Source organism: Streptomyces sp. SS1-1, from assembly GCF_008973465.1.
In the GTDB taxonomy this organism is placed as follows: Bacteria; Actinomycetota; Actinomycetes; order Streptomycetales; family Streptomycetaceae; genus Streptomyces.
The window spans coordinates 4,615,897-4,636,245 of record NZ_WBXN01000004.1 but is presented as its reverse complement, the minus strand read 5'-3'; the positions used below and the strand labels follow the sequence as shown (position 1 = coordinate 4,636,245).

Annotated in this window: 16 protein-coding genes; 7 read left to right on the top strand and 9 right to left on the bottom strand. The window is 73.3% G+C overall.

What is annotated here, in order from left to right:
• Positions 1-46 precede the first annotated feature (46 nt).
• The 5 genes from F8R89_RS22780 (at position 47) to F8R89_RS22760 (ending at position 5,611) form a co-directional block, all read left to right on the top strand.
• Positions 47-337, top strand: a complete 291-nt coding sequence (locus F8R89_RS22780) for a hypothetical protein (RefSeq protein WP_151785674.1) — start codon at positions 47-49, stop codon at positions 335-337.
• Positions 338-368: 31 nt separating this feature from the next.
• Positions 369-1,190 carry a hypothetical protein gene (locus F8R89_RS22775; protein WP_151785673.1) on the top strand — a complete coding sequence of 274 codons (822 nt, stop codon included), beginning with the start codon at positions 369-371 and terminating at the stop codon, positions 1,188-1,190.
• A 20-nt stretch (positions 1,191-1,210) separates the two neighbouring features.
• Positions 1,211-3,154, top strand: a complete 1,944-nt coding sequence (locus F8R89_RS22770; protein WP_151785672.1) for a fumarate reductase/succinate dehydrogenase flavoprotein subunit — start codon at positions 1,211-1,213, stop codon at positions 3,152-3,154.
• Positions 3,151-3,921 (top strand): succinate dehydrogenase/fumarate reductase iron-sulfur subunit, encoded by a 771-nt coding sequence (locus F8R89_RS22765; RefSeq protein ID WP_151785671.1) that lies wholly within the window; start codon positions 3,151-3,153, stop codon positions 3,919-3,921. The genes F8R89_RS22770 and F8R89_RS22765 overlap by 4 nt, the downstream gene beginning before the upstream one ends.
• A 76-nt stretch (positions 3,922-3,997) precedes the next feature.
• The gene (locus tag F8R89_RS22760) at positions 3,998-5,611 is read left to right on the top strand and encodes a hypothetical protein (RefSeq protein WP_225994465.1); all 1,614 of its coding nucleotides are present in this window, start codon (positions 3,998-4,000) and stop codon (positions 5,609-5,611) included.
• 90 nt (positions 5,612-5,701) lie between these two features.
• Here the strand turns inward: F8R89_RS22760 and F8R89_RS22755 are convergent, their stop codons facing one another.
• The 6 genes from F8R89_RS22755 to F8R89_RS22730 form a co-directional block, all read right to left on the bottom strand.
• Complete coding sequence (locus tag F8R89_RS22755; protein ID WP_151785670.1) at positions 5,702-8,443, bottom strand: SpoIIE family protein phosphatase; 2,742 nt, start codon at positions 8,441-8,443, stop codon at positions 5,702-5,704.
• Between the two features lie 349 nt (positions 8,444-8,792).
• Entirely contained in the window at positions 8,793-9,203 is a 411-nt protein-coding gene (locus F8R89_RS22750; RefSeq protein ID WP_383654697.1) for an ATP-binding protein, read from the bottom strand.
• A gap of 119 nt (positions 9,204-9,322) precedes the next feature.
• The gene (locus tag F8R89_RS22745) at positions 9,323-9,721 is read right to left on the bottom strand and encodes a (deoxy)nucleoside triphosphate pyrophosphohydrolase (RefSeq protein ID WP_151785668.1); all 399 of its coding nucleotides are present in this window, start codon (positions 9,719-9,721) and stop codon (positions 9,323-9,325) included.
• Positions 9,722-9,749: 28 nt separating this feature from the next.
• A complete protein-coding gene (locus F8R89_RS22740; RefSeq protein WP_055621826.1) occupies positions 9,750-9,941 on the bottom strand; it encodes an SPOR domain-containing protein in 192 nt (63 codons plus the stop codon).
• Positions 9,942-10,294: 353 nt separating this feature from the next.
• Positions 10,295-11,047, bottom strand: a complete 753-nt coding sequence (locus F8R89_RS22735; RefSeq protein WP_151785667.1) for a GntR family transcriptional regulator — start codon at positions 11,045-11,047, stop codon at positions 10,295-10,297.
• Between the two features lie 147 nt (positions 11,048-11,194).
• Positions 11,195-12,376 carry a DUF4190 domain-containing protein gene (locus F8R89_RS22730; protein ID WP_151785666.1) on the bottom strand — a complete coding sequence of 394 codons (1,182 nt, stop codon included), beginning with the start codon at positions 12,374-12,376 and terminating at the stop codon, positions 11,195-11,197.
• A gap of 80 nt (positions 12,377-12,456) precedes the next feature.
• Here F8R89_RS22730 and F8R89_RS22725 point away from each other — a divergent pair, with 80 nt between their 5' ends.
• Complete coding sequence (locus F8R89_RS22725) at positions 12,457-13,665, top strand: serpin family protein (protein ID WP_151788251.1); 1,209 nt, start codon at positions 12,457-12,459, stop codon at positions 13,663-13,665.
• A gap of 6 nt (positions 13,666-13,671) precedes the next feature.
• Here the strand turns inward: F8R89_RS22725 and F8R89_RS22720 are convergent, their stop codons facing one another.
• From F8R89_RS22720 to ychF, 3 genes are all read right to left on the bottom strand, one after another.
• Positions 13,672-15,249, bottom strand: a complete 1,578-nt coding sequence (locus tag F8R89_RS22720) for a S8 family peptidase (RefSeq protein WP_151785665.1) — start codon at positions 15,247-15,249, stop codon at positions 13,672-13,674.
• Positions 15,250-15,847: 598 nt separating this feature from the next.
• Positions 15,848-18,028, bottom strand: coding sequence for a DEAD/DEAH box helicase (locus tag F8R89_RS22710; protein ID WP_151785664.1), 2,181 nt, complete (start codon positions 18,026-18,028; stop codon positions 15,848-15,850).
• A 191-nt stretch (positions 18,029-18,219) separates the two neighbouring features.
• A complete protein-coding gene (gene ychF, locus F8R89_RS22705; RefSeq protein WP_151785663.1) occupies positions 18,220-19,308 on the bottom strand; it encodes a redox-regulated ATPase YchF in 1,089 nt (362 codons plus the stop codon).
• A 525-nt stretch (positions 19,309-19,833) separates the two neighbouring features.
• Between ychF and F8R89_RS22700 the strand changes: the two genes are divergently transcribed.
• Positions 19,834-20,319: a DUF6542 domain-containing protein gene (locus tag F8R89_RS22700; RefSeq protein ID WP_225994464.1), complete on the top strand. Its 486-nt coding sequence runs from the start codon at positions 19,834-19,836 to the stop codon at positions 20,317-20,319.
• Positions 20,320-20,349 lie beyond the last annotated feature (30 nt).

The following is a 20,349-nucleotide window of genomic DNA, read 5'->3' as shown; positions in this document are numbered from 1 at the left end:
CGTTGCCACCCAAGGGCCGCAGGGCCCACGGAAGTGAGGTCACGTCATGTCCGTGCACGACGACTTGATCGCCGTCCAGCGCTGCCTGGACGACCTGGCGCGGTCCGTGGGCCGCCTGGAGAAGCAGCTCGGCACGGCCGGGCTGGAGATGCGCCGCGTGCGCACCGACGCCAACCATCTGCGCGAGAGCGTCGCGCTGCTGCGGGAGGCCGCGGCGAGCCCGGCGGCCCCGCGCAAGCCGGAGCTCGTCACCATCCCCGACACGCCGTACGACGACTCGCTGTGGATCGACACGGACGACGAGGGTCTCGGCGCCCGGGACCGCCGCGCCCCCTGATCCGCCCCCCTGACCCGACCGGAGTCATGCATTGGCCACTGGTACGGAACCCCATCTGAACAGCGGCGGCGTACGCACCGGTACCCGCGCCGCGATCGACGCCCCGCACCTGCGGACCGACCGCTGGTGGCTGGCCCCCGCCGCCACCGCGGCCGGTCTGCTGGCGTTCATCGTGTACTCGACCTGGCGGGCCTTCGCGAACTCGGACTACTACGCGGCGCCGTACGTGTCCCCCTTCTACTCCCCCTGCCTGGCGGAGAACTGCGCCCCCATGCGCGGCGGGCCCAACTGGGAGCTCTTCGGGAGCTGGTGGGGGATCTCGCCGGCGATCATCATCCTGATCTTCCCGCTCGGCTTCCGCCTGACCTGCTACTACTACCGCAAGGCGTACTACCGGGGCTTCTGGCTGTCGCCCCCCGCCTGCGCGGTCGCGGAACCGCACAAGACGTACTCCGGTGAGACCCGCTTCCCGCTGATCCTGCAGAACGTCCACCGGTACTTCTTCTACGCGGCCCTGCTGGTCGCCGGCATCCTGACGTACGACACGGTGCTCGCCTTCCGCGACGAGACCTACGCCTGGGGCCACATGGGCCTCGGCACCCTCGTCTTCCTCGCCAACATCGCGCTGATCTGGGCGTACACCCTCTCCTGCCACTCCTGCCGGCACATCGTGGGCGGCAAGCTCAAGCACTTCTCCAAGCACCCCGTGCGCTACCGCATGTGGCAGTGGATCGGCAGGCTCAACGCCCGCCACATGCAGCTCGCCTGGGCGTCGCTGGTGAGCGTCGCGCTCGCCGACTTCTACGTCTATCTCGTCGCGTCCGGGGTCTTCGACGATCCGCGCTTCTTCTAGATTTGGTGGGGACTGAACACATGTCCGTGGTGGACCGGCAGGAGTGGGACGTCGTCGTGGTCGGTGCCGGGGGCGCCGGCCTCCGCGCGGCGATCGAGGCGCGGGAGCGGGGCGCCCGTACGGCCGTGATCTGCAAGTCGCTGTTCGGCAAGGCGCACACCGTGATGGCCGAGGGCGGGATCGCGGCTGCCATGGCCAACGCCAACGAGCACGACAACTGGCAGGTGCACTTCCGCGACACCATGCGCGGCGGCAAGTTCCTCAACCAGTGGCGGATGGCCGAGCTGCACGCCCAGGAGGCCCCGCAGCGGGTGTGGGAGCTGGAGACCTGGGGCGCGCTCTTCGACCGGACGAAGGACGGCCGGATCTCCCAGCGCAACTTCGGCGGGCACGAGTACCCGCGCCTCGCGCACGTCGGCGACCGCACCGGCCTGGAGCTGATCCGCACCCTCCAGCAGAAGATCGTCTCGCTGCAGCAGGAGGACAAGAAGGAGACCGGGGACTACGAGTCGCGGCTGAAGGTCTATCAGGAGTGCACGGTCACCCGGATCCTGAAGGACGGAAGCCGTGTCTCCGGGGTCTTCGCCTACGAGCGGGAGACCGGCCGCTTCTTCGTCCTGGAGGCGCCGTCCGTGGTCATCGCGACCGGCGGCATCGGCAAGTCCTTCAAGGTGACGTCGAACTCGTGGGAGTACACGGGCGACGGGCACGCGCTGGCGCTGCTCGCCGGGGCCCCGCTGCTGAACATGGAGTTCGTGCAGTTCCATCCGACGGGCATGGTCTGGCCGCCGTCGGTGAAGGGCATCCTGGTCACCGAGTCGGTGCGCGGCGACGGCGGGGTGCTGCGCAACTCCGAGGGCAAGCGGTTCATGTTCGACTACGTCCCCGACGTCTTCAAGGAGAAGTACGCCGAGTCGGAGGAGGAGGGCGACCGCTGGTACGAGGACCCGGACCACAACCGGCGCCCTCCCGAGCTGCTCCCCCGCGACGAGGTCGCCCGCGCGATCAACGCCGAGGTGAAGGCGGGCCGGGGCTCCCCGCACGGCGGGGTCTTCCTGGACGTGTCCACGCGGATGCCGGCCGAGGTGATCCGGCGCCGGCTGCCGTCGATGTACCACCAGTTCAAGGAGCTGGCGGACGTCGACATCACCGCCGAGCCGATGGAGGTCGGGCCGACCTGCCACTACGTCATGGGCGGCATCGCGGTCGACTCGGACACGGCGGCGGCGCGCGGGGTGCCGGGGCTGTTCGCGGCCGGTGAGGTGGCCGGCGGAATGCACGGCTCGAACCGGCTCGGCGGCAACTCGCTGTCCGACCTGCTGGTCTTCGGGCGCCGGGCGGGCCGGCACGCCGCCGAGCACGCGGCGGCGCAGGCGTTCGAGCGACCCTCGGTCGGTGACGCGCAGATCGACAGCGCGGCGGCGGAGGCGCTGCGGCCCTTCTCTGCGGAGGGCCCGGCCGGGTCCGCGGACGCCGGGCGGCCGCCGGAGAACCCGTACACCCTGCACCAGGAACTCCAGCAGGCCATGAACGACCTGGTCGGCATCATCCGCCGCGAGGCCGAGATGGAGCAGGCGCTGGAGAAGCTGGCCGAGCTGCGGGTGCGGGCACGGCGGGCCGGGGTCGAGGGGCACCGGCAGTTCAACCCGGGCTGGCACCTCGCGCTGGACCTGCGGAACATGCTGCTGGTCAGCGAGTGCGTGGCGCGGGCGGCGCTGGAGCGCACCGAGTCCCGCGGCGGCCACACCCGTGAGGACCACCCGCAGATGGACCGCCGCTGGCGCAACATCAACCTGCTGTGCCGGCTCGCCGACCCGACGGGCGGCCTCGCGGCCACCGACCCCGAGCGCGGCCAGATCGACCTCTCCCGGGAGACCACCGAACCCGTCCGCCAGGACCTGCTCGCCCTCTTCGAGAAGGAGGAGCTGGTCAAGTACCTCGCCGAAGAGGAGCTCTACCAGTGAGCAGCTACGAGGCCCGCTTCAAGGTGTGGCGGGGCGATGTGGGAGGCGGGGACCTTCAGGACTTCCGGGTCGAGGTGAACGACGGCGAGGTCGTCCTCGACATCATCCACCGCCTCCAGGCCACCCAGGCTCCCGACCTGGCCGTCCGCTGGAACTGCAAGGCGGGCAAGTGCGGTTCCTGCTCGGCCGAGATCAACGGACGGCCGCGGCTGATGTGCATGACCCGGATGTCGGTGTTCACCCGCGAGGAGACGATCACCGTCACCCCGCTGCGGGCCTTCCCCGTCGTACGGGACCTGGTGACCGACGTCGGCTTCAACTACGAGAAGGCCCGGCAGGTGCCGGCGTTCGTGCCGCCGGAGGGCGTGGCTCCGGGCGAGTACCGGATGATGCAGGAGGACGTGGACCGCTCGCAGGAGTTCCGCAAGTGCATCGAGTGCTTCCTGTGCCAGGACACCTGCCATGTGGTGCGCGACCACGAGGAGAACAAACCGGCGTTCGCCGGGCCCCGCTTCCTGATGCGCGTCGCCGAGCTGGACATGCACCCGCTGGACGCGGCCGCCGAGAGCGGGCTCGACCGCAAGAGGACGGCGCAGGACGAGCACGGCCTCGGGTACTGCAACATCACCAAGTGCTGCACCGAGGTCTGCCCCGAGGGCATCAGGATCACGGACAACGCGCTCATCCCGCTGAAGGAACGGGCCGTGGACCGCAAGTACGACCCGCTGGTGTGGCTGGGGTCGAAGATCCGGAGACGGTCCTCGTAGCGGAGACGTACGCGCGCCTCCCCTGACGCACGCACCCCGGTCGCGCGGGCGCACACCTGCTCATACGCTCCCGAATGTGACGTCATCCTTGATCCGGGGCCGGCCGCGGCGCGCCCGCGCGCACATATCCGCGCGCGTGGCGCACTCCCTGCTGGGCGCGCTGATCGGGGTGGTGTGGCTGGTGCTGCCCGGGACGGCGGCCGGCGGGGCGGTGGCCGGCGGGCCGCACCGGCCCGTGGCGGGCGCGCTCGGGCAGCGGGACGACCGGGGGACGCACACGGCCGACCTCGTGCTGCCCATGATCGCCGTGGTCGCGGCGGGGGCCCTGGCGAGCTTCGGCTTCTGGCGGCGCCGACGGCGCACCTCCGGTCGTACGACACCCGGCGGAGCGCCGGTGACGGGCGGCGAACCGCCCGACGAGGAGCTGGACGCGCGGGCCCAGGAGGCGCTGGTCCGCGCGGACGGATGGGTGCGGGTCAGCCGTGAGGAGCTGGGGTTCGCGGAGGCCCGGTTCGAGAACGTCGAGAACGACGAACGCTTCGAGGACGGGCCGCCGGAGGAGATCGAGGACGCCCGGCGGGCCCTGCGCGAGGCCGAGACCGAGCTGGCGGCCGCGTTCCGCATCCGCCGGCGGTACGAGCACGGGGTGCCCGAGGAGGACGCGGCCCGACGGCACGCGCTGGCGGGCGTCATCGGGCGGTGCGAGGAGGCCGGGCGGCTGCTGGACGTACAGGCCGCCGCCTTCGACACACTGCGGGGTCTCGAGGAGGGACCGAGGGGCGGACTGGGAGCCGCTCTGACGGTCGCGGAGGCCCGGTTCCGGGGCCTGACCGCGCGCACCGCGGAAGCCGACGCGACCCTCCGCGACCTCGGCGACCGCTATGCCGCCCCGGCGTCCTCCACGGTCGTGGGGAACGTCGAACAGGCCAAGGACCGCCTGGTCTTCGCGACCACCCGCCTGAACCTCGCCCGCCAGGCCGCCGACGCCGGCGAGTTCGGCCGGGCGGCGAGCCGGCTGCGGGCCGCCGAGGGAGCCATCGCCCAGGCGGGCGTGCTCATCGACGGCGTCGAACGGCTGCGGAGAGACCTCGCGACGGCCGCGGAACTGGTACCGGCCGCGCTGACCGGCGCGGAGGCGGAGATCGCCGGCGCCCGCCGGGCCCTCGCCGGAGAGACCGCCGCCCACCCGGACGTCACACCGGGCGAACTGCGCGCCCGCACGGGCCACGCCGACGTCGTCCTGGCGGGCGTACGGCAGGAGCTGGCCTCGGGCCGGCCGTACGACCCGCTGGGGTTGCTGCGGCGGATCGTACGGGCCGTGGCACCCCTGGCCGCCGGACGCGCCGGGGTGCTCCCGGCCGCCGCCGCGGTCTGCGCACGGGCGGCCGTCGCCGGGGCGGACGACGTCGTCGCGACGCACGGCGCGGTGGTGGGCTGCGCGGCCCGCACCCGCCTGGCGGAGGCCCGCCGCCTCGAACACGCGGAGGACCCGGCCGACCTGGTGACGGCCGACACCCTGGCCGAGGAGGCCCACGCCCTGGCGGACCAGGACACCCGCCTCCACGGCCACCCACCCGAGCCGACCCCCGACCTGACAGCCGCCTCCCTCGGCGCCCTCCACCCGACCCCCCACAGCTACGGCGGCCCCCGAACATCCACCAGACGCCGCGAGCCGGACGACCCGGGGTGACCGTACCGGCGCCCCGAGCCCGGCGCCGGGGACGGCGTCTCCCGAGCAGAGCGCCGGCGCGTACCCGCGCCCTCCGCCGGGTGTGCCGGGTCAGAAGAGGCTCAGGAGGGCCTCCGCCGGGTCGGTCAGGGTGGTTTCGCCGTCGGGCAGGGGGAGTTCGAACCAGACCGTCTTGCCGCGTGGCGTGCGGCGGGAGCCCCAGGCCGCGCTGAGCAGGCCGACCAGTTGGAGGCCGCGGCCGCCCTCGTCCGTGTCGCGGGCGCGGCGGCGGCGCGGCTGGACGAGGCCGGCGTCCCAGACCTCGCACACGAGCGTGCGGTCCAGCAGCAGACGGAGCCGGATCTCTCCCTCGCCGTAGCGCAGCGCGTTGGTGACCAGTTCGCTGACGAGGAGTTCGGTGGTGTCGACCAGCGCCTCCAGGTCCCACGACTGGAGCCGGGCGCGGGCGTACTCGCGGGCGCGGCCCACGCTGCGGGGCTCGCGCGGCAGCGTCCAGTCGCCGACGGAGTCGGCGGGCAGCCCCTGCACCCGCGCCATCAGCAGCGCGATGTCGTCCTCGCCGTGATGGGTGTCGAGGGTGTTGAGGACGTGGTCGCACACGTCCTCCAGGGGGCGCGCGGGGTCGGTGAGCGCGCCGACGAAGGCCTGCAGGCCCTCGTCCAGGGGGTGGTCGCGGGACTCGACCAGTCCATCCGTGTAGAGCGCCAGCAGCGCGCCCTCGGGCAGTTCGACCTCCACCTCCTCGAACGGCTCGCCGCCGACACCGAGCGGCATCCCGGGCGGCACGTCCAGCATCAGCGCGTCCTCGCCGGGCTCGACGAGGACCGGCGGGAGGTGCCCGGCGTTGGCGAAGGTGCAGCGCCGGGTCACGGAGTCGTACACGGCGTACACGCAGGTGGCGAGGTACACCTCGGAGAGGTCCGCCTCCCGGGGCCGGCGGGCCGCCCGGGTGGCCTGCTGGACGCCGCCGGGGGCGCCGAGCCCGCGCGCGATCTCGTCCAGCGCGGACAGCACCTCGGCCGGTTCGAGGTCCAGCAGCGCCAGCGTCCGTACGGCGGAGCGCAGTTCGCCCATCGCGACGGCGGCGCGCAGCCCGCGCCCCATCACGTCGCCGACGACCAGCGCGGTGCGGTGGCCGGGCAGTTCGATGACGTCGAACCAGTCGCCGCCCACCTCGCTGTGCCGGTCGGCGGAGGCGTTGCCGGGCAGATAGCGGCAGGCGATGTCGAGTCCGGCGGCGACCGGGTCGCCGGGCGGCAGCAGCGACCGCTGCAGTATCAGGGCGCGTTCGTGCTCACGCCGGTACAGCCGGGCGTTGTCGATGCAGACCGCCGCGCGGGCCGCGAGTTCCACGGCGAGTTCGCGGTCGCGGTCCCCGAACGGCTCGCTGCCCTTCGTCCGGGCGAACTGGGCGAGTCCGACGACGGTGTCGTGGGCGACCATCGGCACGGCGAGCGTGGACTGCACGAGCCCGCCCTCCTCGCCGGGCACATGCTGCACGCGGGCGGTGCGCAGGGCGTCCGCGCAGGGCGAGTTGAACGGGTAGTGGTGCACGCCGCCGACGGAGACCTCCGCGCCGCCGCCCACGAAGGGCGCGTCCGACACGGCACTGGAGAAGGCGACCCGGCGCAGCTCCGCGCTGCCGTCGGCGAGGCCGGGCGGTGTCTCGTCGCCGGCCAGCAGCCCCTGGTACAGGTCGACCGTGGCGAGGTCGCAGAAGCCGGGCACCACCACGTCGAGGAGTTCGCGGGCGGTGGTCTCCAGGTCGAGGGAGTTGCCGATGCGGGCGCCGGCGTCGTTCAGCAGGGCGAGGTTGCGCCGGGCGGCGGCGGCCTCGCGGGCGGCGGCGCGCCGGGCGGTGATGTCGATGCCGAGCCAGGCGATGCCGATGGGACGGCCGCTGCCGCTGTGCACCCGGTAGAGGTTGACGGACCAGTGGCGGCGCTCGTCGGAGCCCGGCAGGAAGCCGGTGACGTGCATGTCGGTGATGGAGTCGCCGCTCTCCAGGACGCGGCGCAGGGTGGCCGAGACCCGCTCGGCCTCGGGCCGGGCCAGGTAGTCGTGGACGCCCCGGCCACGGTGGTCGTCGGGGGCGCCGCCGAACAGGGACGCGAACCGCTGGTTGGCGCGGCGCACCCGCAGATCGGTGTCGATCAGCAGGAACCCGAAGGGAGATTGACCGAAAATGGCCTGCGAGGCGGCCAGGTCGGTCTCCATCCGGCGGAGGGTCCGGACGTCGACGACGATGCAGACGGCGGCCTTCTCCCCCTCCTCGGTCCGCGTCGGCATGACGTACACCTCGGCGAGGCCGTCCTTGCCCCGGCCGCCGTCGTCGCCGTCCGGCGCCCGGAAGGGGACCACGCCGGTCCACTCGCGCCCGTCCAGGATCTCGGCCATCTTCCGCTGGCCCTGCGCGCGCAGGTCGGGGTCGATGAACACCTCGATGGGGTCCATGCCGACCGCGCGCTCGGCGGGGATGCCGAAGACCTGCTCGGCGCGCAGACTCCACTGGTCGACGAGGCCGTCGGGGCCGATGGAGAAGGACGCGACCTTGATGTAGTCGTAGATCGAACCGGGCGGCTTGCTCTGCCACAGCGGCTCGCCCGGGCGCGGCTCCTCGGAGCCGAATGCGGTCGTGTCCGGGTCCCGCGGACCGTGGGGTGTGCGGGTGTCCGGTGCGCCGGCCGAGGCGGCCCCGGCGGAGACGGGTGTGCCGTGGGAGGCGGGTGTGCCGTGGGAGGCGCGAGCGTCGGAGAGATCCCCCGCGGCCCTCGCCCCGCCCTTGTCCGACGGGTCCTCGGACTCCGTCGCCTTCGCTGGTATCTCGCTCACGCGAACCGTCCCCTCCAGCTCACCGCGTCCGGCACCGGTCACCGGCGGCGGCTGCCCGCAGTATCCAGCACTACGGCCCCGCACAACACGGTGTTCACGATCACAGCACGGTCCCGATGCTTTTCGGTCCCCGCCGCGGAAACACTTCCAGTCTTCTAACCAGCGGACACGCCCTCGAATCACGACCTTGGTCACCCGTCACCGACGGGAATCGGCCGCGGCCGGTCCGAGGCCTTTCCAGAGCCGGTCCAGAGCCGGTCCAGAGCTGGTCCAGGGCCGGACGGCGGGCGTACGGCGGGCGTACGGCGGGCGTCCGGGGCGCCGCTGACGGACCGTGGGACCCGAGGCATCAGCGGGGGATCGCGAGTTCGAACCAGACCGTCTTGCCGGCGCCGCGTCCCGGCCGGGTCCCCCAGCGGCGGGAGGTTCGCGCCACGAGCTGGAGGCCGCGGCCGCCCTCGTCCTCGTCGGCGGCGCTGCGGGCGCGCGGCGGATCGGGCAGCGGGTCGGAGACCTCGACGAGCAGCACCCCGCCGTCCCCGGAGGGACGCACCAGGCGCACCCCGATGGGACCGGTGGCGTGCCGCAGGGAGTTGGTCACGAGTTCGCTGACCAGCAGGGCCGCGACGTCGGCGAGGCCGCTCAGCCCCCAGGCGCGGAGCCGGTCGCGCACGGCGGCGCGGGCCGCCCGGACGGCGCCGGCCTCCGCGGGGAACGTCCATTCGGCGCAGTCGCCATCGGTGTCGAGCACGCCGATCACTTCCCAGCCAGCGGAGGCCACTCCATGTCCGGTTTCATGGGGTTAATGGGCACATACCCGATATTCGGGCGTCAGTACCGCGCCAGGCGGGTCAAGGGCGGGGGTCCGACAGGGGTGCGTCAGGGCGTCAGCCGCCGGGCCACTTCCCGGACCGCGGGCACGTCCTGCTCCAGCCAGTCGACGTCCCACAGCTCGCCGGCGTCCAGCCAGCGCAGGTCGTCGTGGTCCTCCAGGGGCCGCGGCGCCGGGCTGCCGGGCCGCAGGCGGGCCGTCCACACATGGAGGACGAAGGGGTCCCGCAGGGGCCAGACGCCGGGGACGCGCTCCACGACCTCGGCGTCCACGCCGAGTTCCTCGCGCAGTTCGCGGGCGAGCGCCGCGTCGGGCTTCTCGCCCGGTTCGACCTTGCCGCCGGGGAGCTCCCAGCGCCCGGCCAGGTCCGCCGGCGCGCTCCGGCGTGCGGCGAGCAGGCGGCCCGCGTCCAGCAGCGCGGCGCCGACCACGATCCGTTCCGTCATGCGCCGGAGCCTACGGGAGCGCCTGGCGTCAGCGGTCGGCGCCGCCGCCGTTCTGCGTGATGCGCTCGACCCAGTACAGCTGTTTGTGTCCACGGCCGTCGAGACTGTCCGCGATCTTCTGGGCCTCGGCGCGGGTCGCGTACCGGCCCACGCGGTAGCGATTGCCGTTGTCGTCCTGCCGGACGACGAGCCAGGGAAGAGTGATCGTGCTGTCGTTCATCGCGCCCCACTGCTCCTTCCCGCCCGCGGCCGCCCGCATAACGCTCGCGGCCTGTGCCGTGCCCCGCCCGCTGAGGAAACCGCAATCCGCATATGCCCGAGCCTACGCCTAACCTTCACGCAGCGAATACGGCTTTTCACAAAGAGGTACGCAACCAGCCAAGCCGGAGGGGGCGCGCGCCACGGAACGCGCCGTGTGCGCGAGGCGATGCGCCGGTGGGGCGGATACGCCGAAGAAACCCGGCATGACCTGCGGGAACGACCGCAGGGCAACCGGGCGCGCCGGGGCGGGTGTTGTGTCCCCGCACCGGGCAACGGAAGGGAGATGTGCGCTACTTCACTCGCGCCCGCGCGCTACTTGACCGGCAGGTGGTACGCGACGCGGTAGCGGTCGGCCGGGACCACCACGTCCGCCGTCTCGACCGGGCGGCCCGAGGCGTAGTAGGTGCGCTGGACGACGAGGACGACATGGCCGGGGACACCGCCCAGCGCGTGCAGTTCCTCCGCGAGGCCGGGGCGGGCGCCGACCTCCTCGGTGACGTTGTCCACGACGATGTCGATGGCGGCCATCCGCTCGACGACGCCCATGCCGCCGAGCGGGCCCTCCTCGGGCAGCATCACGGGCGTGCGGCCGGTGACGGAGAGGGGCTCCCAGGAGGTGGAGAGCATCATGGGCTCGCCCGCCTCCCGGAACAGATACCGCGTGCACATCACGCGCTCGCCGGGCCGGATCGCCAGCCGCTCGGCGACGGCACGGCCGGCCACCGCCTGCTCGCTGCGGGACTCCCAGGTGCCGCGGGCGTCGCCGTCGGCCTGCTCCTGCCGGAACGGTGTGGCCCCGCTCGGCGGGCGGAAGCCGGAGCGGGCGATCCGGCGGGGCACGGGCCGCTCGCGCACATAGGTCCCGGAGCCGGAGCGGCCCTCGACCAGGCCCTCGGCCATCAGCACCTTGCGCGCCTCCAGCGCGACGGTGTCCGAGACGCCGTACTCCTCACGGATCCTGGCCTGGGACGGGAGGCGGGTGTGCGGAGGGAGTGAGCCGTCGACGATCTTCTTACGGAGATCACCCGCGACACGCAGATACGCCGGCTGCTCACCGAAAGTCACTGGCCGCTCCCATCAGGTTGTACAGACAGCAACAGCGTGGCAACCAAGCGTTGTCCCGTGCAAGCAAAGGCCAGAGAATCACTCGATGTGATGACTTGTGAGGGCGGAGGGCTTTACGCAGGCACTTTCTCCCCGCTATAGCCGCGCTCACACCTCAAGGTCGCCGGCGTCCTCACTCCCGCCGCCGCTGCCGAAGTCGTCCTCGTACTCCGGCACGGTGGTGTCCAGGCCCAGAGCTTCGCGCGCGGTGACCGTCGTGGGGCCGTCCACGTACGCGTAGCCGTTCTCGTAGTGCGTGAAGTACGTGTCCGAGTCCTTCGCCGCGGCGGCACGCGTCCACTCGTCGCGCGCCTCCTCCATCTCCCCGACCAGATCACTCACCGGCTTCTCCGCCCCGTCCGGCCAGTCGTGCCCGCGCAGCGCCGCGATCTGCTCGCCCAGCACCTTGCGCACGTCACGGGCCCACTCCTGGTTCGCGGCCAGGTCGTCGTCGGGGTGCTCCTCCGGCTCCTCGTACAGCACCGCGTCGACGGCGTTGACCGCCTTCAGGAAGGCGACCTGGTCGGCGTCGAGCGTCGTGGCGTCGCCGCGCAGCGAGCCGGTCAGCCGGCCGTCCTTCCGCGTGCTGCCGAACAGGCAGGCGAGCTCCCGGTCGCCGAACCGCCAGCTCTGCGGGGTGGGCATGAAGTAGTAGACGTCCACGTCCTCGGGCACGCCCCAGGTGTCCATGGCGTAACCGTCGCTCAGCGCGTAGCACTTGTCGTCAGCCGTGCGGGACAGCTCGTCCTCGCCGGGGTACCGGCCGTCCGGCAGCTTCACCACGGCGAAGACCTCGCCGTCGTGCGCACCGGCGCAGGGCACCTTCTCCGCCTCGAAGGTCTCCCCTTCCAAGGTGCCCGACGGGGTGTCGAAGCAGTCGCCCTTGTCGAGCGCGAAGGCGCTGCCCTCACCGCTCGCGGCGCCCTTGAAGCCGTCCCAGAAGTCGGAGGCGGCACCGGTCGACAGCATCAGCGCCCACAGCGCCAGCCCCACGGCCGACAGCACCGACCCGGCGATCGCCATGCCCTTGCCGCGCTCGCCCTTCCTGCGGATCTGCGCGAGCGCGATCAGCCCGAGCACCAGTCCGACGGCCGGCACGAAGCACAGGATGCCGAGCACGAGGGACCCGATCGCGAGACCGTTGACCGGCGCCTGCCCCCCGTAGGGGCCGTACGGATGGCCGTACGCGGACGGGAACGGCGGCGGCACGGACGGCCCTTGCGGGTACGGCCCTTGGGGCCCCGGCGGCCCGTACGGCTGGTGGGGTCCGGGGGGCGGAGGTATCGACACGGGTACCGTGCTCCTGGTTCGGGCGGTGGGGATCGGCGTACGACTGCGCGCATCGTAAGCGCGTGACGAGCGGGGATGACATGGGGGTCGGACGGGCGACGGTCCGCGCGGTGAACCGGCTCACGGTCCGCTGGGCGCGGACGGCGGGGGCGGGCGGGGGCACGGTCCTCTCGGCGGCGGGCGTGTGGCCGCTGCTCGCGTTCCTCGCGGACGGCGCGGAGGGCCCCGCGCGGGCGGAACTGGCCGACGCGGTCGGGCTGGACGCGGTCGACGCGGCCGGGGCGGCACGGGAGCTGCTGGACGGCCTGGGCGGGATGCGGGGGCTGGAGCGGGCCGTCGGCCTGTGGACCGAGCGCACGCTGGAGCTGCGCGAGCGCTGGGCGGCCGGGGTGCCGGCGGAGGCGCACGGCGTGCTGACCGGTGACGCGACGGTGGACGGGGCCGCGCTGGACGCCTGGGCGGCCAAGCACACGGACGGACTGGTCGAGCGCATGCCGGCCCTCCTGGGCCCGGACACCCGGCTGGTGCTGGCGAGCGCGCTGACCCTGCGGACCCGCTGGCTGCGGCCGTTCGACGACCTCACCTGGATGCCGGAGACCGGGCCCTGGGCGGGGCGGGTGCTGGCGGGACTCACGCGCTCCGGTGCCGTCATGGACCGGGTCGGGGTGGCGGACACCCCTGCGGGACACGTCACGGAGCTGAAGGTGCTGGGCGACACCTCGACGGACGTCCATCTGGTGCTGGGCGAGGACGGGATGACACCAGGACAGGTCCTCGGGGCCGCGGTGGACGTGCTGGAGCGCTGGTCCCCGGTCGTCCCTGGGCACACGCTGCCCTACGGCGAGGCGGGCCCCGGCCTGAGCGTCGTACGGGAGCTGTCCCGGGAGCCCGCGCCGCCGACGCTCCACGTCCGGGTCCCGGCGTTCGGCCTGCGCGCCGAGCACGATCTGACGGCGTCGTCCGCCGTGTTCGGGCTCACCACGGCCCTGGACACCACGCGGGGCCACTTCCCCGGCGTCAGCGCCTCCCCGCTGACGGTGGGGTCGGCCCGGCAGTCCATGACCGCCCGGTTCGGCGCGGACGGCTTCCACGCGGCGGCGGTGACGGCGATCGCCGTTGCTGCGGGCGGCGCCCCGCCCGCGCTGCGCTGGCGGACCACGCGGGTCCGTGCCACGTTCGACCGGCCCTTCGGCTTCCTCGCCGTGCACCGGCACACGCGCCTCGTCCTCGCGGCGGGCTGGGTCACGGAACCCGAACGCCACCACGAGGACGAGGACTTGCGGGAATGACCGGTACTAGAACTGGAGCGCCCAGGCGTCGATGCGGCCCGTGTCCAGGCGCGCGTTGTCGCTGACCCTCAGCTTCCAGGTGCCGTTGGCCGCCTCGGAGGAGGCGTTCACCGTGTACGTGGTGTCGATGTTGTCGGCGCTGCCGCCGGTGCCGTACGACTTCAGCGTGTAGGCCGAGCCGTCGGGGGCGATCAGCTGGATCTGGAGGTCACCGATGTAGGTGTGGACGATGTGCACCTCGACGGCGAGGGCCGAGGGGGCGTTGCCGGAGACGCCGGAGACGGTCACCGGGGACTCGACGGTGGCGTTGTCGGCGATGGCGTAGTCCGTGGTGTTCTCGAAGCGCGGACCGGGCGGGGTGGTCGTGCCGCCGCCGACGTACAGCAGGCGGTTGGGCGAGCCCGTGCCGGGGCTGCCGACGACACCGCTCGTGGCGGACGCCGTCAGGGCCGAGGCGACCTGCGCCGGGGTGGCCGTGGGGTTGTCGGCGAGGTACAGCGCGGCGGCGCCCGCGACGTGCGGGGTCGCCATCGACGTGCCGGAGATGGTGTTGGTCGCCGAGTCGCTGCTGTTCCAGGACGAGGTGATGGACGAGCCGGGCGCGAACAGGTCCAGCACCGTGCCGTAGTTGGAGTAGCTCGCCCGGGCGTCGGAGGAGGTCGTCGCGCCGACCGTGATCGCCTCGGTGACGCGGGCGGGCGACTTGGTGGAGGCGTTGGTCGACTCGTTGCCGGCGGCCACGGCGAAGGTGACACCGGAGGCGATGGCGTTGCGTACGGCCGTGTCGAGGGCGGAGTCGGCGCCTCCGCCGAGGGACATGTTGGCGACGGCCGGCTTCACGGCGTTCCGGGCGACCCAGTCGATGCCGGCGACGACCTGGGCGGTCGTGCCCGAACCGGAGTTGTCCAGCACGCGCACGCCGACGATCTTCGCCTTCTTGGCGACGCCGTACGAGGACCCGGCGACCGTGCCCGCGACATGCGTGCCGTGGCCGTGGCCGTCCTGGGCGGTGTTGTCGTTGTCGATGGCGTCGTAGCCGTAGGAGGCGCGGCCGCCGAAGTCCTGGTGGGTGATGCGGACTCCGGTGTCGATGATGTACGCCGTCACGCCCTGCCCGGCCGAGTCCGGGTACGTGTAGGAGTTGTTGAGCGGCAGGTTCCTCTGGTCGATGCGGTCCAGGCCCCAGGAGGGCGGGCTGGGCTGGGTGCCCTCGACGTGGAACGTGCGGTTCTGGACGACGGAGGCGACGGCCGGGTCGGCGGCGAGCCGCGCGGCCTCGGTCTCGGACGCCTCGACCTCGTAGCCGTTGAGGGCCGTGCGGTAGGTGCGCTCGATGCCGGCGCCGTAGCGCTCGACGAGGGCGCGGGCCGTCTTCGAGTCCGAACGGGCCCGGTCGGCCTTGAGGGTGACGATGTAGCTGTCCGCCACGGCGTTCGCCGCGCCCGCGTACTGGACGTGGCCCTCGGGTGCGGCCTGGGCGGGGAGAGCGGTGACGAGGCCCGCGGTGAGGACCGCGGTCGCCGCCGCGCTGAACAGGGCCAGTCTTCGGCGGGTCGTGCGCTGGGGGGTACGCATCACTGCCATCTGAGGGTTCCTCCTCAATCGGTGGTGCGCCGGCGTGGGGTGGCACGGAACGACGAGGGACGCCCTGCGGAAGGGGATGACCCAACGAAGGGCATGATCATGTCAAGTCCGGACGGCGTCCGTGCGCCAGCCGAAAGATTGAGGCCTCTACAGGAATTGCACAAGGGCCCTGCGTGAGCCAGTCGTCCGACGACCGGCTCACGCAGGGCAGTTGGAGAGGCGGGAGCCGCCCGGTCAGGCGTCGAACGCCGTCGACCGCGCGCTCTCCTCCCAGGGCGCGATGCCCTCGCGGACCTGGTCGAGATGGCCGAGAACCGCGCCCGCGCCGTCGTCCCCGAGCGGCCCCGAGCGGCAGCCGCAGCGCGGTCAGCTCCGCCTCCAGCGCGGCCAGGATGACGGCCGCCGCCCTCGCCGGGAGCCTCGGCGCGTGCGAGGCACGGGCCGCCGCCGACCTCCGACGACGCGCCACGGACCGGTCCGGCGACACCGGCCGAGGGTCCCGCAGACGGCGAACCCCGACCTACCCCCGGACCCTCCCGCGCCGAGCGCCGACATACGAACGGCACGTCCGCCGCCCCCCGTAAGGCCGGCGCAGCGCTCACGCGTCCTCGGTGGCCGGTTCCCGCCTCGGTGTCGTGCCCAGGCGGGCCTGTTCCTCCTCGACGATGCGGCGGGCCAGGCCGAGGTCGGAGACGTCCACCGCGTCCGGGGTCGACTCGGCGACCGAGCTGCGGCGGGCGTAGGCGTCGAAGAGGCGGGACTTGTTCTCCAGGAGCCGGACCAGGCGCTCGTCCACGCCGCCCGTGCACAGCAGGCGGTGCACCCGGACCGAGCGGACCTGCCCCATGCGGTGGGCGCGGGCGACCGCCTGGTGCTCGATGGTCGGCTTCAACTGCGGCTCGCACAGGATGACCACGGACGCGGCCTGCATGTTCAGGCCCACTCCCCCGGCCTCGATCTGCGCGAGCAGCACCGCGTGACCGGGCGCGGCGGCGAAGTCGTCCACGAGCCGCTGCCGGCGGGCGGGCGGCACGCTGCCGGTGAGCGGCCCGAAGACATGCCCCTCGTCGCTCTTCCCGAGGGCCTCCTGGACCGTGCCCAGGACGCTGCGGAACGCCGAGAACACCACGGCCTTGTGCCCGTTCTCGGCGGCCTCCTCGACGATCTCCCGCAGCCGCTCCAGCTTCGCCGAGCCCTCGGGGCGGGCGTACGCGGCCCTGCGCATGGCCATGAAGTTGCCGGCTTGCACGGCCTCCCGGTACGCCTCCTCGTCCCGCGCGCTGGGCTCCTCCCACTCGTCGGTGTGCTGGAGCGCGGGGAGTTCGGTGAGGACGTCCTGCTGGTTGCGGCGCAGATAGACGGGCGCGACCGCCTTGCGGAACGCCTTCGAGCCCGCGACGCCGTCGTGCTCGTCGACGCGCTCGGCGAGGTCCGGCTGCAGGATGCGCACCAGGCTGCGGAACTCCTCGACCCGGTTCTCCATGGGCGTGCCGGTCAGGAACAGCACACGGTCACAGGTCCCGGCCCAGGCGGAGACGGCGCCGGCGCGGCGCGTGTTCGGGTTCTTGACGTAGTGCGCCTCGTCGACGACGAGCATGCCGAGCTCACCGGTGCCGGGGACCGGGAAGCCGCGCAGGGCGTCGAAGGTGGTGACGGCGACGCCACCCCGCTCCTTCCAGTCGGCGAACGCGTCCCGCCGGTCGGGGCCGTGCACCGGGGTCACCCGCAGCGTGCTGCGCTTCTCGGTCTCCCGGGTCCAGTTGATGAGCACGCTGGCCGGGCACACCACCAGGAAGTGGGTCTCGCCGCGCGCGGCGAGGTGGGCCAGCGCGGCGATGGCCTGGATCGTCTTGCCGAGCCCCATCTCGTCGCCGATGATCACCCGGCGCTGCGCGAGCGCGAACCGGGTGCCGAACGCCTGGTAGCCGCGCAGCGACACCCGGCGGTGGGTGTCGTCCAGCGACTGGGCCCGCACCCGGTCGGCCACCTCGTCCGGCAGGAAGCCCTCGGCGGCGGCCGGGTCGGGGGCGCGGCCCGACACCTCGGCGAGCAGGCTGTAGTACTCGGCGGAGCGCAGCTCGAAGTCGACCAGGGCGGCGACGTCGGAGTCCGGGCGGCGCAGCAGGTCCACCGACGCCTGGGCGAGCAGCCCGGGCACACCGTCTGCGTCCGCCCGCTCCGTCGCCGTACGGATCTCCGCCACGGCGGCGACCGCCCGCTCCCGGCCGGCCCGCCCGGCGAACAGCATGCGCAGCCGCCCGGCCGCGGGGGCCGCCTCGGTGAGCAGCGGGCCGAGCCGTTTCACCAGCGCGGCGGCGGTCTCGACGGCCCGGCGCGCCTCGGGTCCGGCCTCCACGAGCACGTGGAGGGCCACGACCAGGGCGGTGGTCCGCGGCTCCGGCTGGTCGACGTCGATGTGCACGGCGACGGTGTCCCGTACGGCGTCGGCGATGCGGCGTGCGGCGGCCACGGTCTGGTCGGCGGTCTGCCGGCCGACTCCGGGCAGCTGCCGCAGCCGGTAGGAGCCGGCGTCGAGGACCTGCCCGACCGTACGGAAACCGCCCTTCTCCACCTCGCCCAGCCGCAGCCGACCCTCGGTGAGCTCCTTCAGCCGGGCGACCGGGATGCCGTCCAGCTCATGCCGTACGAGCTCGCCGTGGATCGGCTCCAGAGCCGCGTGCACGGCGGCCACGGCCCGCGCGTGGTCGTCGACCACCGCCCGCGCCGCCTCGTACAGCCGCCGCCCCCCGGCGACCGCCTCCCGCTCACTACGCCCCATCCCGCCCCGTCCTCCCCGTCCTTCCCCCGCATCCTCCCACCGCGCGCGAGCACCCACCCCGTCCGGTGCACCGCCGCACGATCCCGTAGGCATACACGGATCGCTCCGACGATGCCGGCCGACTCTGCGCGGAGCGCGAAGGCCGCCCGACACCGCTCTGCCGCGGGTCGGGCGGCCTTCGCCGGGACGTGTCAGACGTTGAAGCGGAACTCCACCACGTCGCCGTCCTGCATGACGTAGTCCTTGCCCTCCATGCGCGCCTTGCCCTTCGCGCGGGCCTCGGCGACCGAGCCGGTCTCGACCAGGTCCTCGAAGGAGATGACCTCCGCCTTGATGAAGCCCTTCTGGAAGTCGGTGTGGATGACACCGGCGGCCTCGGGGGCGGTGGCGCCCTTCTTGATCGTCCAGGCCCGGGACTCCTTGGGGCCGGCCGTCAGGTAGGTCTGCAGGCCGAGGGTGTTGAAGCCGACGCGGGCCAGGGTGGCGAGGCCGGGCTCCTCGGCGCCGACCGACTCCAGGAGCTCCATGGCGTCCTCCTCGTCGAGCTCGGCGAGGTCCGCCTCCAGCTTGGCGTTGAGGAAGATCGCCTCGGCGGGGGCGACCAGGGCGCGCTGCTCGGCCTTGAAGTCGTCGTCGACCAGCTCGTCCTCGTCGACGTTGAAGACGTAGAGGAAGGGCTTGGTGGTCAGCAGGTGCAGGTCGTGCAGGAGCTCCTCGTTGCCGGAGCCCTGGACGATGCCCGCGGAGAACAGGGTCTCGCCCTTCTCCAGGATCTCCTTGGCCTCCTCGACGGCCTTCACCTTCGGCGCGATGTCCTTCTTGATCCGCGACTCCTTCTGGAGGCGCGGCAGGACCTTCTCGATGGTCTGGAGGTCGGCGAGGATCAGCTCGGTGTTGATCGTCTCGATGTCGTCCTTCGGCGAGACCTTGCCGTCGACGTGGACGACGTTCTCGTCCTTGAAGGCGCGGATGACCTGGCAGATCGCGTCGGACTCACGGATGTTCGCCAGGAACTTGTTGCCCAGGCCCTCGCCCTCGGAGGCGCCGCGCACGATGCCCGCGATGTCGACGAAGTCGACGGTCGCCGGGAGGATCCGCTGGGACCCGAAGATCTCGGCCAACTTCGTCAGCCGCGCGTCCGGGACGCCCACGACACCGACATTGGGCTCGATCGTGGCGAACGGGTAGTTGGCCGCCAGCACGTCGTTCTTGGTCAGGGCGTTGAACAGGGTCGACTTGCCGACATTCGGCAGACCGACGATTCCGATCGTGAGCGACACGTTGCGACTTCCCGTACGTGAGAGATGAGGACTGGGGTTGGGGCCGATCCACCAGTCTACGGCGTGCCGGGCCCGCCCCCGGCGTGCCGTCGAACACCTGGCCAAGGTGCGCCCCCGGGCGTGTCCGTCGCCCGCCGGACCCCGTGCGGCGCCCTAGGTTGGGGGGCGGGAGCGACACGGGGCGCGACCCGCCGGGCACGGACCGCCACGAGGTGCGCGGGGTTCCCCACGGGGCGAGGGCGGGTACGCGGCGCGCGAGCGGATGCGGATGTCGAGGCGGACGGGGACACGGTGGAGCGGGGCGAGGGCCGGACGAGGCGCGGTGTGGGCGAGCGGGACGCGGGAGGTGGCGGCGGGGCCGGGCGGCGGTCCGCCTGGCCCGCGCGGTCCCGTTCCGGAGGGTCCGCGAGCGCGGCCTCCCGGTCCGCGCGGTCGCCGCAGGGTCTGTCCCGGTCCGCGCAGGCCGCGTCGGCGGCCCGGGACCCGCGTCCACCGCGGCGCGACGGCGCCCGGCCAGCTCCGGCCATGCGGCCCGTCGCCCAGCGCCGGCCCGTCCCCTCCCGCCCGGCCGGGGCGGTACGGCGGCCGGGTCCGGCCCCGGCGCCCGCGACCGGCGGACGGCTGCCCAACCCACGCCTGACCGGGCTGGGCAGCGGCTTGTTCTGCGGGGCGGCGATGCTGCTGCTCGGTTTCCTCGACTCCGCGCTGTCCGGTTCGCTGGGCCTGTACAGCGTGCTGTTCCTGCCGGTGTGCGTGCTGACCGCGCTGTGGGTGCGGGAGGGCGACCTGCTGACCGCGCCCGTCGTCGTGCCGAACGCGTTCGCGCTGGGGCTGCTCCCGGCGGCCGACCACAGCGGCGGCTTCGGCGGTCACCTGATGGGCCTGGTGACCGCCCTCGCGACCGAGGCCGGCTGGCTGTACGGCGGCACACTCCTCGCCGGCGTCGTCGTCCTGGTACGCCGGGTCCGGCTGGTGGCCCGCCGGGCGGCGGCGCGGGGCCCTGCGGACTGACGGACGACCAGCCGACCGCCCGCGCGCACC

Excerpts from the sequence above, each read along its gene's own strand:
- F8R89_RS22780 (WP_151785674.1), top strand. The coding sequence starts at position 47 with ATGTCCGTGCACGACGACTTGATCGCCGTCCAGCGCTGCCTGGACGAC.
- F8R89_RS22770 (WP_151785672.1), top strand. The coding sequence starts at position 1,211 with ATGTCCGTGGTGGACCGGCAGGAGTGGGACGTCGTCGTGGTCGGTGCC.
- F8R89_RS22745 (WP_151785668.1), bottom strand. The coding sequence starts at position 9,721 with ATGACGGAACGGATCGTGGTCGGCGCCGCGCTGCTGGACGCGGGCCGC.
- F8R89_RS22740 (WP_055621826.1), bottom strand. The coding sequence starts at position 9,941 with ATGAACGACAGCACGATCACTCTTCCCTGGCTCGTCGTCCGGCAGGAC.
- F8R89_RS22725 (WP_151788251.1), top strand. The coding sequence starts at position 12,457 with ATGGGGGTCGGACGGGCGACGGTCCGCGCGGTGAACCGGCTCACGGTC.
- F8R89_RS22720 (WP_151785665.1), bottom strand. The coding sequence starts at position 15,249 with ATGGCAGTGATGCGTACCCCCCAGCGCACGACCCGCCGAAGACTGGCC.
- F8R89_RS22710 (WP_151785664.1), bottom strand. The coding sequence starts at position 18,028 with ATGGGGCGTAGTGAGCGGGAGGCGGTCGCCGGGGGGCGGCGGCTGTAC.
- F8R89_RS22700 (WP_225994464.1), top strand. The coding sequence starts at position 19,834 with ATGCGGCCCGTCGCCCAGCGCCGGCCCGTCCCCTCCCGCCCGGCCGGG.